This window comes from Methanosphaera sp., from assembly GCF_016282985.1.
GTDB lineage: Archaea > Methanobacteriota > Methanobacteria > Methanobacteriales > Methanobacteriaceae > Methanosphaera.
The window spans coordinates 1-20,778 of the sequence record NZ_JAEELZ010000059.1 but is presented as its reverse complement, the minus strand read 5'-3'; the positions used below and the strand labels follow the sequence as shown (position 1 = coordinate 20,778).

Here is a 20,778-nt window from a genome sequence, read left to right as displayed (position 1 = left end):
ACAATATTAATATATACTTAAAAATACATATATAGTACATAATAATGTATTATTAATTGCAGAGAATAAATTTTAACTCATACATACTATCAGGATTCATATTTATAATTGGAATAAAATCGGAGGCTAATTATCTTGAAAAAAGCAAATAACAATAAAAATAAGAATAATAATAACAACAACCAACAAGGTGGAGAACAAAGTATTCGTGTAAGAAGTCCACGTAAAGGAGAAATTCCAGGAGTTGTCGAACAAATTTTAGGACATGGAAAACTCAAAGTTAGATGTAATGACAAAAATATCAGGTTATGTCGTATTCCAGGAAAAATGAAAAAACGTATTTGGATACGTGAAGGAGACGTTGTTCTTGTTAAACCATGGGATTTCCAAAGTAATGAAAAAGCAGACGTCATTTGGAGATACACACGTACCGAAGCAAATTACCTTGAAAGAAGAGGATTCTTAAAAATATAATAGATAATAACCACCGGACTGGATGATATGGACTTACTGGAGAAATTTGAACCCATATTAATTTTTGGATCCATAATATTGGGTTTAATTTTAAATAATGTGTCCTTTCTACAACAGATTAGTCCATCACTCATCACTATTTTTTTAGCATTAATGTTATTTGCACTATTTCTTGATACTCCATTTTCAGATATCAAAAATAGTTTCTCAAATATCAAATTCACAAGCATAAGTTTGTTAATTAATTTCATATGGACTCCCTTATTCGGATATTTCCTAGGAAATCTGTTTCTAAACGGCTACGTTGATTTGTTTATAGGATTTGTTATGTTAATATTAACACCTTGTACAGATTGGTATTTGATATTTACAAAGATGAGTAAAGGAAATGTAGCTTTAAGTTTATCAATATTACCCATTAATTTAATTATTCAATTAGTATTACTCCCAATATACCTATTAATATTCTTTTCAAGCTCAAATAGTATTGAGTTAATAGATTTAATAAATAGTATAATAACATTCATCGTAATACCCTTTATAGCATCATCAATAGTAAAATATATATTTAAAAACAAACCTATTAAAGATAAGATAACATCAGTATTTAGTAATTTACAAAGTATATTCTTATGTATAGCAATTTTTGGATTATTCAATACAGAAGCAACCAGTTTATTTAATAATTTGAATTCAATAGGACTATTATTTATACCAATAATAATCTTTTTTATAGTTAACTTTTGTGTTGATTATATTGTTGCTAGAAAAAATAAGTTCAGTTATGAAAATTATGCAAGTTTAACCCTTACTACATTAGCACGTAATTCCCCCTTAGCATTAGCAATAGCTATACGTTCATTTCCCCATAATGAACTAATTGCCATAGCCTTAGTAATTGGACCTTTAATTGAACTACCTGTGCTATACATAGTTTCAAGAATACTTCTAAAAATTAGTAAAAAATATTAGGAGGATTAAGTCTGAAAGAAAAACATTATCAAGATGCAGATAATCAAATGAGAAAACTGGAAGAAACTAAAAGACTAAAAAGTGTCGAAGACAAACAAGTTTCTAGTGAGGTATTTGATAATAAAACATTACAAGTGTTATACAAACTTGCTAAACAGGGATACCTCCAAAGTTTAAATGGTGTAATCAGTACTGGAAAAGAAGCAAATGTATTTCTTGGTATTGATGATGATGATAACGAAGTAGCAGTAAAAATTTATAGAGTTGTCACATTAGATTTTAAGAAAATTAAGGAATACATTGCAGGAGATCCGCGTTTTAAGAGTCATGGAAACAATACCCGACAGATTATCACAGCATGGACTCAGAAAGAATTTAAGAATTTAAGTCGATTATATAATTTAGATTTAAATGTTCCTGAACCCTATACTGCTAATGAAAATGTTTTGGTTATGGAATATTTGGAACATTCCGAAGAAGATGCTAGTGCAGCACCTCCACTGAGCAAAATTAAAATTGATAATGCAGAAGAAGTATTTGAAGAGATAATAAATTTCATGGATGTTTCCTATAATCAAGCACAACTAGTCCATGGTGACTTATCAAGATATAATATTTTATATTCTTATGGACATCCCTACATTATTGACGTGTCTCAGGCAACTCTTACTAGTCATCCGGCCAGTATGCAATTATTAGATAGAGATATTGAAAATATAGTTTATGATAGTAAAAAATTTAATTTGGATTTAACTTTTGATTATATTAAGGAAAGAATTATTAAAAAAGATTAAGGTGAAAAGTATGCTAATAAAATGTGATATTTGTGGACATGAATTTGATCATATGGATGCAGGTTGTTGTGATTGTGGATATGATTGTGGTGGAGCAAACATAAAATGTCCTAATTGTATGTTTGATATAGAAGCACCCCCTGAAATTAGAGGAGATATCTTAAAACAAAAAGAGGAAAGATCTATTTTTGTTCGACTTGAAAAAGAATTAAATTTGAAATAACCTCACCCTAATTCCAACTTTTTTTAAAAAAAAAATTAATAAAAAATTAATTAATTACAAGTAATATTTATTCTTATGTAAATTATTAATCAAAAAATAAAATTAACTATATAAACTAAATAATATTAGAAAATACAATTAATTAAATAGCAATATAAATAATAATAAGTTTTAAATATTATTTAAACAATAAATAATAGTAGAATATGAAGATACGAAAAAAGTATCATCATCACCAATAGAATAATCTTTTTATAACTTTTTAATTAAAGATTGATAAATATAAACAACAAACAATTTATTTAAGGAAATATTATTAATTATATTTTATTTTAAAAAATTAAAATAATAATCACCAATTAAGGAGCTTTTATAATGGTAAATACAGAATATCTAAAAATACCAAAAGACCGCGTTGGAGTAACAATCGGTAAAAATGGTAAAATCAAACATCAACTAGAAATTATAACTAAAACAGAATTAAAAATTGACAGTGAAACAGGAAACATTGCAATTAGTTCAACAGAAGAAACTGATGATCCTTTAGCAATATGGAAAGCAAGATACATGATAAAAGCTATTGGTAGAGGATTTAACCCAGACTTAGCATTAAAATTACAAGATGATGATTTAATTTTAGAAATTATCAACTTACAGGATTATGTAGGTAAATCCAAAAAAGCTTTAGTAAGACAAAAAGGAAGAATTATTGGTAAAAACGGAAGAACAAGACAAATTATGCATGATATGCTTGATGTTGAAATAAGCATATATGGTAAAACCGTTTCTTTAATTGGTAAAATTGAAAACATACAAATGGCAAGAGAAGCTATTGAAATGATTCTTGAAGGTTCAAGACAAAAAACTGTCTATGCATATCTAGAAAAAATGCATGACAAACTCAAAAGAAAAGAATTTGATGAAATGGTTAATGGAGTACCTGATGAAAGAGAATTCTTAAGAGAAGATCTTGATACTGATGAAGATTTTACCGATGCTGAAGAAGATTACAACCAAGCAGCATTAGATCAAGAAGAAAATGAAGAAGTTGATGATGAAGAAGTTCCTGAAATAATATAACCCCCATTAAACTCTTTTTTTTATTCTTTTAATTTAAAATTTATATTTTTTTAACATTTAAGATAATAATTAATAGTTCTAAATAAAAATATATAAAAAGAACAAGAGTATAACTTAACTGAGGCTAAAAAATGAGTGAAGAAAAAAATTTAATTGTTGCATTAATCCTATCATTATTCCTGGGAATGGGTAATGTATATCAAGGATTAACTAAAAGAGGATTATTTGAATTTTTTATAGGCATATTATTTATTATATTAGCCAATATTTCCTCAAAATTTTATTATATGGTATGTGCAGTTTGGTTAATCCTTATACTATATGACACATATCTTTGTAATAAAGCAATTAATAATAATGAAACTATTCCAAAATTTTTTGGAAAACTTGACATTCAATAAACCTATGATAATAATTTACATTATATAATCATAGATATACTTTTATTTTTTTATAAAAATATTACTTATCAAAACCCCCTTCATGAATAGTTATCAAGACCCCCCAAAATTGCTATTTTTTTATAATGTTGGGTATATACAATGTTTTATATTATACTTTTTACATATAGTATAATATAGATAAAAGATGAAAAAAAAATTTACTACATATAGATAACTAAGTAAAAATGTAGTAAAATAATATAGTATTCATCAATAATAATATGAAAATCTACTTTTTATAAGAGATAAAAAACACGTACTTGAATAATACTAATAAAAGCAAGTAGTAATAAAAATAATTTGGAGGTTTGAAATCCTTGGAACGTGACACTACAGAATTATTTGAAGAATTTAAGGAATTAACTGCATCCGAGTTTTTTAAAAGAAATAAACAGATGTTAGGTTTTTCTGGAAAAATAAGATCTTTAACCATAGTATTCCACGAACTTATCACCAACAGTCTCGATGCATGTGAAGAAGCAGGAATTCTACCAGATATTTCAATAGAACTTAAAAGATTAGGTAAAGACCATTACCTATTAAAACACGCAGATAACGGACCTGGAATCCCTGAAGATTTCATTACAAAAGTATACTGTCAAATGTTTGCAGGAAGTAAATTCCGTAACATCCAATCAAGAGGACAACAAGGTTTAGGATGTAGTGGATGTGTACTTCTTTCTCAAATGACAACAGGACAACCAGTAAAAATAAGATCAAGATACAGAGATGGAGATAATCTCAAAGGAGTTGAAATGGATGTAAAACTTGATGTTAAAAAGAACACTGGTATAATCCTTGACAGAAAAGAATTTGAAACAGACAGAACTGGTTCAGGTATAGAAATAGAATTTAAAGACGTATCCTACTCCATGAGTGAACAAGGAGCTTACGAATACATCAGACGTACCGTAATTGGAAATCCTCATGCAAGAATTGTATTTAAAGATCCAACCGGACGTAAATATACATTCGAAAGAGCAACAGAACAAATACCACCACTTCCAAAAGAAGTTTTACCACACCCTAAAGGTGTAACCGCAGATGATATAATAGATCTCTGTAAAACAACCAACAAGAAAAGATTTAAAAACTTGTTAATGGATTCATTAAGTCGTGTATCCTCTAAAAAAATTAAGGAACTTGAAGAAGCAACAGGTATAGACATGAACAAACGTCCAAAAAGTATTACCTGGAAAGAAGCTGAACAAGTTGTACAACAATTCGATCAAATGAAATTCATGGCTCCTCCTACAAGCGGTCTCAAACCGATTGGGGATGAACAAATTGAAAAAGGTATTAATGAAATATTATTACCAGAATTTTCAACCGCGATTACAAGAAAACCTCAAGCATACCGTGGTGGAGTATCATTTATCATAGAAGCAGGTATTGCATATGGTGGAAAAGCAGGACGTTTAGTTGGACAACAGAAAAAAGCAGAAATAATGAGGTTTGCTAACCGTGTACCATTAACATTCGATCAAGGTAGCTGTGCAATCACAGAAGCATTAAAAAGTATTGACTGGAGAAGATATGGTGTTAGAAACTTAGATGATGCACCAATTTCAGTATTTGTGAATATTATCTCCACAAATGTTCCATACTTATCAACAGGTAAACAAAGTGTAGCTCCAGAAGAAGAAATAGTTCGAGAAATCAGACAAGCTACAATGAAAATTGCAAGAAAACTCGAAAAATACATAAGAACCAAAAAAGCAGCTAAAAATGAAGAAATGAGAGCAAAAATATTCGAAGACTTAGTTCCAGTAGTTATAAAACAATCCGCATTACTTGCAGAAAAAGATGTTCCTGAATACGATAAAATCATGGATGAAGTTACACACAAAGCAAAAATTATGGATATGAAACATCGTCTTAAACAACCGGAAATTGAACCAATGCAAATACTCATTACTGAAGATCCTAAAACAAGAATGAAAACAGAATATGAAGAGTATGAAGACTACGATGAAGTAGTAGAAGATGACGAATAAGGAAGGGATTTAATATGATGAAACATAAAGAACATGCTTTAAATAGTTTAAAAGGTATGGGAGATGAAGTTCTCGAAAAAATATTACTAGAACAAGTTCCAAGTCTTAAAATTCCTTCAAGAGGAACAGGTAACATTATTTACAACGAAGAAAAAAGATACTTTGAACTTGGTGACCGTAAAGGAACAAGATCATTAGGTAATGTTAAACAAATCAAAAAAATGGCACAGATGATGTGTGTAGGAAACTTCTGTAAAGAACTAGTTAACATCCAAAAGACTGCAACAATGAGGGAGATGTACTATGTATCAGAAGGATGGGATGTTGGATTTGACAACCAGCAAGAATCAAACAACATCACAGAGGATATTGAAGTAACATTAGGAGTATCACGTGAAAACTTAGGTCTTCTTCCAGAAGAAGATGGTGCAGCAGTATATGGTGACATCACATTACGTGACGAAGATGTTGAATTTAACGCTTTAAGAATGGGAAAATCAGGTTATTCCATTCCTCCAACTGTAGATGATGTTGAATTTGTTGATTCAAATGTAGAACGTATTATTGCTGTAGAAACCATGGGGATGTTCCACAGATTAGTTCAAGAAAAAGCATATGACAGATTCAATACTTTAATTGTGGGACTTAAAGGTCAGGCAGCTCGTGCTACAAGAAGATTCATTAGACGTGCAAGTGATGAACTTAACGTTCCAGTATACATTTGTAACGACGGAGACCCATGGGGATTCCACATTGGTATGGTAATTATCTCAGGTAGTGCAAAACTTGCACACGTAAACCACGACCTTGCAACCCCTGATGCAAAATTCTTAGGAGTAACAGCATCAGACATCATGAATTACGATTTACCAACAGATAAACTTAAAGATATTGACGTTGCACGTTTAAAAGAATTATCTGCAGATCCTCGTTACAGAGGAAAATTCTGGCAAAGTGAAATTAAGAAAATGCTTAAACTAGGTAGAAAAGCAGAACAGCAATCTTTCTCAAAATATGGTTTAGAATATATTGTAGATGAATACTTCCCGGCAAAAATAGGTGCTATAGAAGGTTCACCAATAGAATAGACATGTATATATTACATATACATCTTACTTTTTTTAGGGATGAATGATAATATTAACATTAAAAATATCATTAAAGGAAAAAGTATTGCCTTAATCATATTAATGATTTTAGCTTGTTCTCTGTTAACAGGTGACAGTTCCATTATTATTCCTTCAATATTATTTATAGGAATAGTGGGGGGAATAATAAAAAAAGGCACTATGAACGAAGTATTACTTAGTAATTTCCTTGCATTTGTTATTGGTTCAATACTGACTATGATAGTATCATTAATCAATGTATACTATTCTGAAGGTGGCCTTTATGCCATAGCAGTAATCCAATATTCATGGATTTACATAATATTTTATACATTCATAGGATGTGTGGGTAGTGCTATCGGTTTCTACATAAAGGAAGAAATAGACAATAGAGGTTAAAACTATGGACATTAATCAAGTTCTTAAAGGTAAAAGCATACCTTTAGGAGTAATTATAATTATAATAACATATCTTGCTGGTGGTTTAAGTACTAGTATTTTACCATTTGTTTTCTTTACAGGAATATTAATGGGTTTTATAAAAAATAATGATAAAATCGAAGCATTGGTAGCCGGTTTAATTACTGCATTTATTGGTTCAATAATAACTACAATAATAAACGTAGGATTTATGTTTATATTATATGGTTCTGCTTACGTATCTTACATGTTAAGTAACTCATTTTATTTAATCGTATTATACCTTATTGTAGGTGCTATTGGTGGAATCATAGGTTACTATGTTTCTGAAGAAATTAAAAACTAAACCCCATTTTACTTTTTTTTACAGAACATTTTAAAATAATAATTTAAAAATAAGAAAAAAAGCAAGATAATCTTGCTTTAAGAAAAAGACTATTTTTAATTTGATTTTCAAATTAAAATATAATAAATTTAACACATACCTAATTTAAGACATTACTCTGAATGATTGTGTTCTTCACTCTCTTCATGATGATCTTCTTCATGATCATGAGTATGTTTTTCACCTTCTTCATGTTCATGAGTATGTTCTTCACCTTCATGATGATGTTCTTCTAAAGTAATGGTTCCTTCCTCATAAGTGTGTAATGCATTTGATACTCCTACTAATGCAACCAATATTATTAACACCATCATTATTATAGATTTCATGTTCATTATTTTCACCTTATTCGTTAAGTACTGGTGTTAATTCTGGTTTTACCTTATTGAGCGCATTCATTACAACTATTGTTACAAGTCCTTCTATTACCCCAACCACCATTTCTATTGGAGTAATTACTGTTAATCCAAACATTAATGGATAAGTTCCTGCAATAGCATATTCTAAACTTACAATTATACCAAGTAAAGTTATTGTTCCGAACCCGGATACAAAAAGTGCTAAATTTTTATCATAACTTTGTATAAACTTGTAAATATAATATGCAAATATTGGTGCTAAAATTGCTAAGTTTAATAAGTTCATCCCCAAAGTACTTATTCCACCTTCTCCAAGGAATGATTGTGCTATAGTTACTATTGTATAGACCAGTGGTGCTGCTTCCAAATCATAAAGAGCCATTACTGTTATTAATGAAATGTGAACACATGCAGGCACAGGCAATGGAATTTCAACAAGCTGAACAATCAGGATAGCTGCTGCAAAGAGTGCAATTACTGGAATGTCTTTTTCAGTATGATTTTTACGATATTTGTTCAATAATATTGCCAACAAAATAATATAAATTACGGTATATATCCCCAATTGTAAGGGATCAGATATCAATCCATCAGGTATATGCATTTTATGCCTCCATTTTATAAAAGAATTTAAGTATTCATACTTAATCAAAATAATCTTGATTAAAATATTCATTTTTTTGAAATATTAAACTATTTATTTCTAGTTAATAATCTAACAATAACAATATAAATACTTAATATAACCCTAATGAGTATACCTATGATTTTAATAAAGTTTTATTAATAATTAATTCAAAAAAATTGATATTATAAAGAATGAGTTATACTTTACCCCCCACAGTATGAAAAAGAATTAATTAAACAGATAATGATGGAATAAAAGAACATATGAACATTTTTTCATAGAAAAATTTTATGTTTTTATCCAAGATAATCAACAAAATAAAAAAAAAATATAGCTTTCATGGAAAAGAATAACCCCTATTTATCATGAATTATCATAAGTTATAAATAACTTATATATCTTAAATATACTTATATACTAAAAATGAATTAGATTATAAAATTTATTTCATAGAACATTTAAGTAGGACGTTTTAATATGAAAGGTATTGGAATTAACGGATACGGAACTATAGGTAAAAGAGTAGCAGATGCTGTTACTGCACAAGATGACATGAAAATTGTAGGAGTAACCAAAAGAACTCCAGACTATGAAGCAAAAGCTGCTGTAGAAAGAGGTTATGACTTATACATTAGTGTTCCCGAAAGAGAAGAACAATTTGAAGAAGCTGGAATTAAAGTTACAGGAACAGCTGATGAACTATTCGAAAAACTAGACCTTGTTGTAGATTGTACCCCAGGAGGAGTAGGTATTCAGAACATGGAAGAAACCTACAAACCATTAGGATTAAAAGCAATATTTGAAGGTGGAGAAGACCATGATCCTGTAGGAACTTCATTCAATGCTGAATCAAACTATGAAGAAAGTTTAGGAAAAGATTATGTACGTGTTGTATCATGTAACACAACAGGTTTATGTCGTACATTAAAACCAGTAAACGACCTTGCAGGAGTTAAAAAAGTTAGAGCTGTAATGGTAAGACGTGCAGCAGACCCTAATGATTCTAAAAAAGGACCAATCAACGCTATCAAACCAGTAACTACCGTTCCTTCACACCACGGTCCTGATGTACAAACAATCATCAAAGGAATGGATGTAATGACAATGGCACTTGCAGTACCTACAACACTCATGCACACACACAACATCATGGTGGAATTAGAAAATGATGTATCTACTGATGATGTTCTTGACACATTTGAAAAAGCTCACCGTGTAATGCCTGTAGATGCAAGTCTTAAACTAGGTTCCACAGCAGAACTAATGGAATTTGCTAAAGATCTTGGCAGATCCAGAGGAGATTTCTATGAGATTCCAGTATGGAAAGAATCTGTTAATGTAGTAGATGGAGAATTGTTCTATATGCAAGCAGTCCACCAGGAATCAGATGTAGTACCTGAAAATGTTGACGCTATTAGAGCAATGCTAGAATTAGAAGAAGATGGTGAAAAATCCATATTAAAAACTAATAAAGCAATGGGTATATTATAATTACCCTCCAAAACTCCTCTCCATTTATAACCAACTACTTTTTAATAACTAAAAAATAATTATAGTATAATTAAGAGATATAATAATGTTACATATTTCACGATAATCAATTAATAAAAGAATTAGGAGGTTGAATAAATGTATGTTCAAAAAATAAAACTAAGTGGACACATAATCGACTCATTTACAATTCAAAAAGTAATGGACACCATAATAGATCAAGGTGGAGATTATGAAATTGAAGAACTAAATGTAGGAAAACATAACACAGACATTAGTACAGCAAGAATTCGTATTGAAACAAAAAATGAAAAAGATTTAGACCAAATTTTAGACATGGTAACAGACCTTGGTGCACAACTTATAGAAAAAGATGAAGTTGAACTTGTAGCATCAGAAAAAGATAAAACCGTACCAGATAACTTTTATTCAACAACAAATTATATTACTGAAATCAGATATGATAACCGATGGATAAACATCGACAACATAGAAATGGACTGTATGTTAGTTGTAGATACTGATAAAAAAACGGCAACCTGTAAACCACTCAATTCTATTAAAAAGGGAGAAAAAATTGTTGTTGGACACAAAGGTGTAAGAGTTACTCCACCAGAAAAATCTCGTGGAAAAAACACATTTGAATTTATGAATAGTGAAGCATCAGCTGAAAAACCTACACATAGTATCATCCACAATGTAGCAAAAGAAATGAAAGAAATAAAAGACAAAGGTGGAAAAGTATGTGTGGTCGGTGGACCAGCAGTTATTCATACAGGTTGTGCACCAGTACTTGCCCAATTAATCAAAGAAGGATATGTTAATAAGTTATTTGCTGGAAATGCACTTGCAACACACGATATTGAAGATGCATTATATGGTACTAGCCTTGGTGTGAAAACTGAAACTGGTGAACTTGTTGCACATGGTCACAAACACCATTTACGTGCCATCAATACAATCAACAAAGCCGGAAGCATTAAAGATGCTGTTGAACAGGGTGTTCTTACCAAGGGAGTAATGTATGAATGTGTTAAAAATGATACCCCTTATGTTTTAGCCGGCAGTATTCGTGATGATGGACCTTTACCTGATGTAATAACAGATTCACAGGAAGCTCAACAAAGAATGAGAGAAGAAGTTCAGGATGTTGATATGGTTATCATGATTGCTACACTTTTACACAGTGTTGCAACTGGAAACATAATCCCTGCTAGAATTAAAAGTGTATGTGTAGATATTAGTAATGCATCAGTAACAAAATTATCCGATAGAGGTAGTGCCCAAGTAATTAGTATCGTTACAGATATTGGTTCATTCTTACCAATATTATTAGATGAACTTCACAAGCTTGAAGAATAGGATTTGGTAATGATGAGTATTTTGACAATAATTTTATTGTTGGTTGGATTTGTATTTCTTATCAAAGGGGCAGACTTCTTTGTTGATGGAGCAAGTGATTTAGCTACCAAACTTAAGATACCTGCAATGATTATTGGATTAACCATTGTGGCTTTTGGAACTAGTGCTCCTGAAGCAGCAGTTTCCGTTTCATCAGCACTTACAGGTAGCAATGCTATTGCAGTAAGTAATGTTATTGGAAGTAATATTTTCAATCTTTTAGCTGTAATAGGTGTCACGGCGATAATATATAAAATAAATATTACAAAGGAATCTTTACGACAAGACTTTCCTGTTTTGTTAGGAAGTAGTTTACTCCTGTTATTATTCATTTTTACAGGTAGCCAAATCAGTAGAATTGAAGGGATAATTTTACTTGTATTAATAATTGTATACATTACTTACTTAATATTAAAATCTAAGAAAGAAAGTAGCAATATGCCTGTAGGTACTGTTCATTTAACAACAGGAAGAATAGTAGTTTATATTGTTGCTGGTATTGCAGGTATAATTCTTGGTGGAAACTTAGTTGTTGAATCTGCTAAAGATATTGCATTAAGTATTGGTATGAGTGAAACACTTGTTGGACTAACAATAGTTTCCATAGGTACAAGTTTACCTGAACTAATTACTAGTGTAACTGCAGCATATAATAAAAAAACAGACATAGCTATCGGTAATGCTATAGGAAGTAACATATTCAATGTACTTTTTATTTTAGGTTTAACAGATACAATTAGTCCTATTACAACCACAGGAATAATGTTTACCGATACTGTCATCATGATAGTAATTACCATCATCACGTACATATTAGCATATGATAAGTATGATTTCAACAAAAAGGATGGTATGATTTTAGTCGGATTATTCATAGTTTATATGATTTATATAATACTAAGAAACTAATCCCCCACATTTTTTTAAAAAAAAAGAACTATTTTTCTAAAATTATTTGTAATAAAAATTTAAAAATAGATAAGATAATCTAAAAGTAGATTATTCTGTGAAACTTTCAAGTTCATTGTTTTTGCGTACGTTCTGCTCTCTGCTTAACCAAGCATCATCATAAACATCTTTAAGCGTATGCATATCAACACTTGTATAAATTTGTGTGGTACTTAAATTACTATGCCCCAACAATTGTTGAATAGCTCTAATATCCACACCGTTTTTTAGAAGATGAGTTGCAAAAGAATGTCTAAGTATATGAGGTGTTACCCTTCTTTTGATACCTGCCTTTTCTGCATATTCTTTAATCATATACTGAACATACCTTGAAGTCAAAGTATTGTTTCTCTGATTGACAAATAAATATTCATTTTCAACTCCTCTTTTTTCGAGATATTCTTCAATCAAATCAAGAGTTGCATTGTCAAAAATCACAATCCTATCTTTTTCTCCTTTACCTCTTACCCTTATGGTACGTTCTTCATAATCAATAGTCTTTATTTTAAGTTTAATCAATTCAGAAACCCTTAAACCAGTAGAATATAAGAGAGTTAAAATTAATTTATTACGTAATCTTGAGATATTTTGAGGATTTGATTTTTCAGGATCATATTCATCATCTTTGGCATGTATAAGATTATAAACTTCCTGTTCATTCAATGATTTTGGTAATGATTTTGTTCTTTTTGGTGCTTTAATTTCATTAGAAATAGATAGTTCAGCAAATGAAAAAAATTTTTTAATTACCACTGCAACAAGATACAAATAATTTTGTGATACTTCATTATCTCTTTTTAAATGTTGTAAATATCGTTTAAATGAACGTAATAATCCTTTTTCATCTTTAATCTTTTTTTCTGTTAATAAATAGTTATAAAAACTATGGAGAATAGAAGAATATGTCTTAAGTGTATTTGAGGAATAACTTTGTATATCCATTTCCAGAATGTAATCTTCAATTTGATCTTCAAAATCTATTTCATCAAGATATCCTTCAGACATATAATTTCCTCCATATTAATTTAAAAAATAAAGAAATGAGACTTCTTTAATTATTTTGTTATGATTTTAATGGTTTCAGGTTTTTTTACAACTTCAGTCATTTTTACTGCCACTAAACATTCAATATTCTTTTCTTTAGACAGATCTACCAATCTTTGGCTAATAATTCCATCAAAAACAACAGTTTTTATATTGTCTCCTGAGTTTTTAATTTCATTATAAAGATTTTCAACTTTAACTTGATTAAGAACATTGAATTCTTCATCGTATAAGTTACCTTTACTTGTACCTTTAACTTCATCCAATAAAGTTAAATATTTATTCTGTTTTTTAACAGGTTTATCTTCTGTTTTTTCTTCTTCAACAACAGCTTCTTTTTCGTCTACAATTTCATTTTTAAGAACGGAATTATCATGCTCAGATTGTTTAATCTCTTTTTCAAGCTGTTCTTTCAATTCTATTGTTACTTCAGAATATTTATCATCATCTTTATTTTCATCAGGCACTAGTTTTTTTTCATATTTGACCGTTACATCAGGTCTGTTGTCATTTTTTCTAGTAGTTTTATGATAATTGTGATGATTATGGTTATAATTTGCATGTTGTGTTATTTTATCAACAGAAGTTTTATTCTTTAATGCATAGATAACTTGATCTTTGTTAAGATATTCTACTTCTTGACCTCTAGGTGCTCGTGTTACATAATCAATATCTCCTATTTGGAGTAATTCTTTAAGTATTAAATCTCCTCCACGATCACCATCAAGGAATGCTGTAACAGTTCTCTCTTTAGTTAATTTTGCAACGGTTTTTGGTACATTAACTCCTTCTACAGCAATGGTATTTTTAATACCGTATTTAAGTAGGTTCAATACATCAGATCTACCCTCTACTATGAGAATTGCATCAGATGTAGGAGTATTAGGACCTGCAGGTAAATTATCTTCACCATATTCTATAATTTCAGGTACTTTAATAGATTCTTTAACTTCATCTATCATCCTAGAACTTTCAGGAGTAAATTCTTCCATCATATTTTTATATAATTCTTTAGCTCTTTCTACAATAGTTCGCCTTTTGACTGCACGAACATCTTCAATAGAAGTAACTCTTAAACTTGCTTCACAAGGACCTACTCTATTAATAGTTTCCAATGATGCTGCAAGAATGGTTGTTTCTATTCTGTCCAAACTTGATGGAATTATTACTTCACCTTTGGTTTTACCTGATTTATTTGTCATGTCTACTTTAATTCTGCCGATTCTACCAGTCTTTTGTAATTCTCGTAAATCAAGGCTATCGCTTAGTAGACCTTCTGTTTGTCCAAATATTGCACCAACAACATCAGGTTTTTCTACAAAACCTTTTGCATTAATTTGAGAGTGTATTAAATATTTTGTAGTTGTAACTTCATCCTTAAACACATAATAATATTCTTCATCATCATGATATTTCGCATTTTTATGAGTCATATTTAATCGCCTTTTTTAGATATAATCTATTTTTTAAGCGAAGAGATGAAAAAACTTTAATACATTTGATTTTTTTATTATTATAAATTAATGATATCGTAAATGACATCAAATACGTTGAATCCTATTTTTTTATATAATTCAACATACTTTTTAATATAAATTATTATTATTTAATAAGCATATTTTATAACACTTCGTTATATCATACACAATTATTATTTATTCATGTTCTATTATATATTATTGACTAAAAATTTTAAAAAGAAAGATATATTAATTAGAATAGACATAAATTATTTCATAGCTAATTGTATGACAGATACAATTTATTTTTTTATGATTTTTACTTATTAATCAGAATTAAGTAAGACAGTCCTATAAATGAAATAGGATAAAATTTACAATATAATAAAAATATTTTGAGGGAAATTAATGGCAACTAAAGTAGTAGAAATTAAAACATTAAAACAAGGAAAATACTTAGTATTAGATGGAGAAGCTTCAAAAATTATCAGTATTTCAACATCATCACCTGGTAAACACGGAGCTGCAAAAGCACGTATTGAAGCAGTAGGTTTATTCGACAACCAAAAAAGAAGTCTTGTAAAACCAGTTAACGCAAAAGTTGATGTACCTATTATTGATAAAAGAGTAGGACAAGTTATTGCTTTAATGGGTGAAGAAGTACAACTTATGGACTTAGAAACCTATGAAACAATCGATTTACCTATACCTGAAGATTTAAAAGATGAAATTGTTGAAGGTAAAGAAGTAGAATACATCGAAGCAATGGGAAACATGAAAATCATGAGAACCAAAGGTGGTAACTAATTACTTAACCTTTATTCTTAAATTCTTTTTTTATTAAAATTATTAACTGTAAAAAAACATTTTTAACCACCAATATTTAAAAAAATACTCTTTAAACTGATTTTAAAATAATTAATATTTATCTATATATTATGAAAAAAATTGTAACGATTTATATATAATGAAGAACATATAAGTAATTAGTTAATTAGCTATATGAGAATGATATAGTATTTAAAATTTAATTAAGAAAAGCTCTACAAAACTTTAAAAAGATATATAGTATAAACTTTCAAAATTTTTTTATTTTTAAAAGAATTTTTGAAACTTTTCCTAATATTTTAAATACTTAATTATTCTTCTTAAAAACAAGGGAATTAAATCTACACAAATAAATCCTGAGCTTATAAAATATAGCTAATGATTAATAGAATTTGATTTGAAAGTTCTATTTATACTACATAACTTTTTTTGAAAAACTTATTAATAAATTATTAAAAAAAAATAGGAAGGGGTTTAATCTCTTTTTGGACCCATATAAATTACAGGTAATTGAATCTCTGTTTTTGTATCTTCAACTGCAGTTCCTGGAGCGGCTGGAAGATATATTTCTGTAATTGGACCAACAATATCATATTGATTTTCTATAGCATAATTTACCATTTCTTTTATTGATTCATTGAAATTTTTATGAGATCCTTTATGTATAGCTGATAAAACAGTATGACTTGTTACTTCCTTAAGACCTAATTTTCCCAATCTACCTGCAGGTTTTCCACCCATATCAAATGATTTGATAGGCATTCCAACTTCAAAAATTTGATGATTCTCAGCATATTCTTCCAAATCATTATCATAGGATCCGTAAGGATAACCCACCGCTTCTAAATTATTTTCAGCAATTAATTCTCCAACTTCTTCAATAAATTCGGGCAATTTACTGAAACTATCTGTATGTGGAACATATGCCACTTTTTGTTCTGGAATTCTTTTTTCTTTAATTTCCATAATATCAATCCTTATTAAAATAATGTTTTTTTATTTTTTATGTTTTTTATACATTAAAGATTATATTTTTTATAATATTTTATTCTTACCATATAATTTTAGACTAACTTTTAACCTTCAAACATATCAATATTTGAGAGGTAAAAATTATTAAAAAAAAATTCCAATAGAATTCATTTATAACGTTTTAAAATAATTATTTACCTCTTAACTAGAAGATAGGAGATAAAAAAATTGTTAAAATCAAACAAAATAATGTATTGTCTCTTAGCTTTAGCAATATTAGTGCTAATAATAGGCAGCAATTCAGCCAATGCAGCAAGTTTAGATGAAAATAACCAAACAGATTCATTTGAACAAAAACATGCAAATAATGAGGCCAATATTGATAAAATTGAAGAGAAAAATATTGTCGATAAAACAAAGACAAAAAATATCATTAAAACAAATGACAAGAAACGTAGCAAAGGAGACAACGAACTTAAGGACATAACATTAACCGTGGAGAACATTGAATGTGATTATGGAAATGTTGCAGACATTAATGTAGTGACTACACCAGAAGTTGATGAAGGTGTTTTATCCTTTTACATAAATGAACGATTAGTTGGTGCAAAGAATCTGTCTAATTCTGCAGCAAGTTATTCTTTAAGAACTGACAGCTATGTACCTGGAACTTATGAATTATTGGTTAGTTATAGTGCAAGCCTAAATTATGCCAATAACCAAACAACTTCAACATTAAAAATCAACAAGGTTGAAAGTGAAATAAAAAACATCAATATACATTTCAACAGCGAAAACAGCATAGTTGTTAACTTAAACATTGTGGGAAAAAATCAGGAAGATCTTGATTTCGGAACATTAAATGTGTATGATGATAAAGGGAAGATTGCCAGTATAGAAATAGAGGATTATGATGTTGAATTCACATTAGATAAAAAATATAACGAAGAAGTATTGAGATTAGAATACATCGGAGACGAATATTATTCAGATGCATTACTCAACAAATTGATATATGTAGAAAAATCCAATTTGAATATTTATTTACCATACTTATCTGCATATAAATCCTCCATAATAAATCAGAGATTAACCTTCTATAGTGAAAAATTAGTAAATGATGGGAGGATAAATGTTTACGTTGATGAAGTATTTGTAGATCAAATTGAAGTATCCGATGAAAATGTAGATGTTGTTATTGACACCAATAATTATTTAAGTGGAAATTATTCCGTATACATAGAATATGTTGATAGTGATGTTTATACAGATAGCTTTTATCAAACAACATTAAATATCAAAGAAATTGCAACTACCACATATACCTACAATATTACGGCACATAAAAATCAAATAATTAATTTAAGAGCATATGTCTACAATCACATTGATGAAACAAATGATGGAATCATCGAATTTTTATTAGATGATGAAAGTATCAAAACAGTAATATTAAACAACAATACAGTTATAGAAAACTATTTAATTCCCGATTCAATAGAATATGGAGAACATAACATAAAAGTTCTTTACTATGGAAGTCAAAAATATGAAAACAGCCATGCAGATGCAATTTTAACTATTATCAGATACTCAAATTCATTATCACTGAAAAATTACACCCTGAATGATGAAGGAAACATTGTACTTAACATAAGAACGTATTCATACAACAACACAGTTGATGATGGAGAACTTGAACTCTATGTTAATGGAACATTAATTTCCACCACAAGTGTAACGGGCAACAATACCATGATAACTTTACCTGAAGAGTATCCTGCAGACAATGAGTATAATATCGAATTAAAATATAAAAATTCAGATAAATATGATGATGCTAATTTATCCATTAACCTAACGCCGGAAAAATATAACACAAGCACCAGAATTTCTAATTTCATCAACAACGAAAACGTACTTAACATTACAAGTTATGTATATTCAACAGGATATTCGGATATAAATGAGGGAATCATTAAATTTTACATAAATGATACCTTAATAGCTACAGTAAACGTTGAAAATAATCAGGCAAACATATTATATGACATGAAAGATATGGAAGAAAAAGAATATCTATTAAAAACAGAGTACATTGGAACAAGATTATATAGAAATTCAGAAAATTCAACAAATATAAACTTCCAAATGAATCGTAAAACAATATATATCACAACAAACAACACAATCAAAACTACTCCAGGAAGACTAATTCAAATAAATGCCGGATTAAATGACTACAATGGAAATCCAATCAATTTAACCACAAATGCCACAATAAAAATATTAAATGAAAGTATTACACTTGAATTTGTTGCAGGCAAACTGAATTATGAATACAACCTAGATCAAAAAACTCCTGAAGGAACATCAAACATCACAATTGAAATTCCACAAAGCAGATATTACAAAAATGCAACAAGAACAATCAAGTTAACAGTTACAAAGGATTCCCCTTACATTACAGCACCAAATACAATACGTTCAAATAAATATGAGACAATAACCCTCAATGCCACATTAACCCTTAACAAAGAAACAATCCATGAAAACATAACAGGAATAGTTAAAATAAACAATAAAACAGTATATCAAGGAAAATTCATCAACGGTTATATGGAGTATAAACTTACATTAAATGAAAAATATACAAATGACTACTACAACATTACAATAAAATCCCAGGAAACTCCCTACTACCACCAAGCTGAAAAAACAATCACATTAAACTTAAATTCAAGAAACACATATATTACTTCACAAAACATCCTATCCAAAAATGGAGAAAAAATTATAATAGAAGCAAGGATATTTGATCGAATTACCAGAGATTACGTGAAAGGTACTTCAAAAGCTTGTATAAAAATAAATGAAGTCACATTAGAAAACCTCAATGTAACAAATGGCCATTTAGTATACGCATACATTAATGATTATTCAGCAAAAGATTACAATATTACAATCATTTACGGAGAAAACGGAATATACAGCTCCTCAAGATGGGATGGAAAATTAACAATTAAAGCAAGCCCTCTAAACATAGTGACAAATAACATCAATGCTCCGGCATACTCTGTAATCAACATTAAAGCAAAAGTACTGGATGCCAACAAAATAGCAACAGGAATTATCAAAACAGCCATAAAGATCAACAACAAAACAATTATTGAAGAAAACATTACAAACGGAAAAATTGACTTCAATTATCAGTTATCAGATAACATAGGTTCCGGAAAATATAACTTAACAATCATTGTTGGAGATTCAAGAAGATACATACATAACACAACAACAGTTGACCTAATAATTACCAGAAATTACAAACACATTGAAACAAGCAACATAACTGCTAAAAGAAATGGAACAATCAGAATTCAAGCAAAAATATTAGACCAAGAAAATCGACTGATTAACAAAACAACCAAAGTAAATATAAAAATTGGTGGAAAAAGTATTACAGACCTGAATGTAAGCGATGGTAGAATAGACTATGAATATAAGTTACCCGAAAACTTAAATAAGGGATTGTATGATTTATTAATCCAAGCAGGAGAAAACAGTGGATATTATCATGCAACAACAAACAGCATTTTAAAAGTAGAATAAATAGTTATTCTACAATTTTTTTTTTATTTTAAGGCTCTGTAGAAATCATATGAATAAAGTGTGAAAAGTAATACTTTTTATCAAAATATTTAAATACTATTATCAAATAATTATTAACTATACAATAAGTAATAATTTATT

19 protein-coding genes and 1 pseudogene are annotated in these 20,778 nt (G+C 29.0%); 15 read left to right on the top strand and 5 right to left on the bottom strand.

Annotation, left to right across the window (positions count from 1 at the left end):
• Nucleotides 1–135: 135 nt before the first annotated feature.
• From eif1A to QZZ11_RS03585, 10 genes and pseudogenes are all read left to right on the top strand, one after another.
• Nucleotides 136–474, top strand: coding sequence for a translation initiation factor eIF-1A (gene eif1A / locus QZZ11_RS03630; RefSeq protein ID WP_292473684.1), 339 nt, complete (start codon nucleotides 136–138; stop codon nucleotides 472–474).
• Nucleotides 475–501: 27 nt separating this feature from the next.
• Entirely contained in the window at nucleotides 502–1,446 is a 945-nt protein-coding gene (locus QZZ11_RS03625) for an arsenic resistance protein (RefSeq protein WP_292473682.1), read from the top strand.
• A 47-nt stretch (nucleotides 1,447–1,493) separates the two neighbouring features.
• The gene (locus QZZ11_RS03620; protein WP_292473680.1) at nucleotides 1,494–2,240 is read left to right on the top strand and encodes a serine protein kinase RIO; all 747 of its coding nucleotides are present in this window, start codon (nucleotides 1,494–1,496) and stop codon (nucleotides 2,238–2,240) included.
• 10 nt (nucleotides 2,241–2,250) lie between these two features.
• Complete coding sequence (locus QZZ11_RS03615; protein WP_292473678.1) at nucleotides 2,251–2,463, top strand: hypothetical protein; 213 nt, start codon at nucleotides 2,251–2,253, stop codon at nucleotides 2,461–2,463.
• Between the two features lie 375 nt (nucleotides 2,464–2,838).
• Nucleotides 2,839–3,450, top strand: a pseudogene (locus QZZ11_RS03610) (KH domain-containing protein); the annotation flags it as partial.
• A gap of 224 nt (nucleotides 3,451–3,674) precedes the next feature.
• The gene (locus tag QZZ11_RS03605) at nucleotides 3,675–3,944 is read left to right on the top strand and encodes a hypothetical protein (protein ID WP_292473676.1); all 270 of its coding nucleotides are present in this window, start codon (nucleotides 3,675–3,677) and stop codon (nucleotides 3,942–3,944) included.
• 359 nt (nucleotides 3,945–4,303) lie between these two features.
• Nucleotides 4,304–5,983 (top strand): DNA topoisomerase VI subunit B, encoded by a 1,680-nt coding sequence (gene top6B, locus QZZ11_RS03600; protein ID WP_292473719.1) that lies wholly within the window; start codon nucleotides 4,304–4,306, stop codon nucleotides 5,981–5,983.
• Between the two features lie 17 nt (nucleotides 5,984–6,000).
• Nucleotides 6,001–7,071, top strand: coding sequence for a DNA topoisomerase IV subunit A (locus QZZ11_RS03595; RefSeq protein WP_292473717.1), 1,071 nt, complete (start codon nucleotides 6,001–6,003; stop codon nucleotides 7,069–7,071).
• 39 nt (nucleotides 7,072–7,110) lie between these two features.
• Nucleotides 7,111–7,491, top strand: a complete 381-nt coding sequence (locus QZZ11_RS03590) for a hypothetical protein (RefSeq protein WP_292473674.1) — start codon at nucleotides 7,111–7,113, stop codon at nucleotides 7,489–7,491.
• A gap of 4 nt (nucleotides 7,492–7,495) precedes the next feature.
• Nucleotides 7,496–7,858, top strand: coding sequence for a DUF5518 domain-containing protein (locus tag QZZ11_RS03585; protein WP_292473672.1), 363 nt, complete (start codon nucleotides 7,496–7,498; stop codon nucleotides 7,856–7,858).
• A 152-nt stretch (nucleotides 7,859–8,010) separates the two neighbouring features.
• Here QZZ11_RS03585 and QZZ11_RS03580 read toward each other — a convergent pair whose 3' ends face one another.
• Both QZZ11_RS03580 and QZZ11_RS03575 read right to left on the bottom strand, forming a co-directional pair.
• Nucleotides 8,011–8,232 carry a hypothetical protein gene (locus QZZ11_RS03580; protein ID WP_292473670.1) on the bottom strand — a complete coding sequence of 74 codons (222 nt, stop codon included), beginning with the start codon at nucleotides 8,230–8,232 and terminating at the stop codon, nucleotides 8,011–8,013.
• Nucleotides 8,233–8,242: 10 nt separating this feature from the next.
• Nucleotides 8,243–8,860, bottom strand: a complete 618-nt coding sequence (locus tag QZZ11_RS03575) for an energy-coupling factor ABC transporter permease (RefSeq protein ID WP_292473668.1) — start codon at nucleotides 8,858–8,860, stop codon at nucleotides 8,243–8,245.
• A 501-nt stretch (nucleotides 8,861–9,361) separates the two neighbouring features.
• On the opposite strand from QZZ11_RS03575, the gene QZZ11_RS03570 reads away from it, so the two are divergent.
• The 3 genes from QZZ11_RS03570 (at nucleotide 9,362) to QZZ11_RS03560 (ending at nucleotide 12,685) form a co-directional block, all read left to right on the top strand.
• Nucleotides 9,362–10,375, top strand: a complete 1,014-nt coding sequence (locus QZZ11_RS03570) for a phosphorylating glyceraldehyde-3-phosphate dehydrogenase (RefSeq protein WP_292473667.1) — start codon at nucleotides 9,362–9,364, stop codon at nucleotides 10,373–10,375.
• A 138-nt stretch (nucleotides 10,376–10,513) separates the two neighbouring features.
• On the top strand, nucleotides 10,514–11,737 hold the full coding sequence (locus QZZ11_RS03565) for a TIGR00300 family protein (protein ID WP_292473665.1): 1,224 nt from the start codon (nucleotides 10,514–10,516) through the stop codon (nucleotides 11,735–11,737).
• A 12-nt stretch (nucleotides 11,738–11,749) separates the two neighbouring features.
• Nucleotides 11,750–12,685, top strand: coding sequence for a calcium/sodium antiporter (locus QZZ11_RS03560; protein ID WP_292473663.1), 936 nt, complete (start codon nucleotides 11,750–11,752; stop codon nucleotides 12,683–12,685).
• A 90-nt stretch (nucleotides 12,686–12,775) separates the two neighbouring features.
• On the opposite strand, the gene xerA is transcribed toward QZZ11_RS03560, so the two are convergent.
• Both xerA and dnaG read right to left on the bottom strand, forming a co-directional pair.
• The gene (gene xerA / locus QZZ11_RS03555) at nucleotides 12,776–13,729 is read right to left on the bottom strand and encodes a site-specific tyrosine recombinase/integron integrase (protein WP_292473662.1); all 954 of its coding nucleotides are present in this window, start codon (nucleotides 13,727–13,729) and stop codon (nucleotides 12,776–12,778) included.
• A 50-nt stretch (nucleotides 13,730–13,779) separates the two neighbouring features.
• Entirely contained in the window at nucleotides 13,780–15,153 is a 1,374-nt protein-coding gene (gene dnaG, locus QZZ11_RS03550; RefSeq protein WP_292473715.1) for a DNA primase DnaG, read from the bottom strand.
• A gap of 483 nt (nucleotides 15,154–15,636) precedes the next feature.
• Between dnaG and QZZ11_RS03545 the strand changes: the two genes are divergently transcribed.
• On the top strand, nucleotides 15,637–16,035 hold the full coding sequence (locus tag QZZ11_RS03545) for a translation initiation factor IF-5A (RefSeq protein WP_292473660.1): 399 nt from the start codon (nucleotides 15,637–15,639) through the stop codon (nucleotides 16,033–16,035).
• 495 nt (nucleotides 16,036–16,530) lie between these two features.
• Here QZZ11_RS03545 and QZZ11_RS03540 read toward each other — a convergent pair whose 3' ends face one another.
• On the bottom strand, nucleotides 16,531–17,022 hold the full coding sequence (locus QZZ11_RS03540; RefSeq protein WP_292473657.1) for a GyrI-like domain-containing protein: 492 nt from the start codon (nucleotides 17,020–17,022) through the stop codon (nucleotides 16,531–16,533).
• 234 nt (nucleotides 17,023–17,256) lie between these two features.
• On the opposite strand from QZZ11_RS03540, the gene QZZ11_RS03535 reads away from it, so the two are divergent.
• Nucleotides 17,257–20,637 (top strand): hypothetical protein, encoded by a 3,381-nt coding sequence (locus tag QZZ11_RS03535; RefSeq protein ID WP_292473656.1) that lies wholly within the window; start codon nucleotides 17,257–17,259, stop codon nucleotides 20,635–20,637.
• The last annotated feature ends 141 nt before the right edge of the window (nucleotides 20,638–20,778 follow it).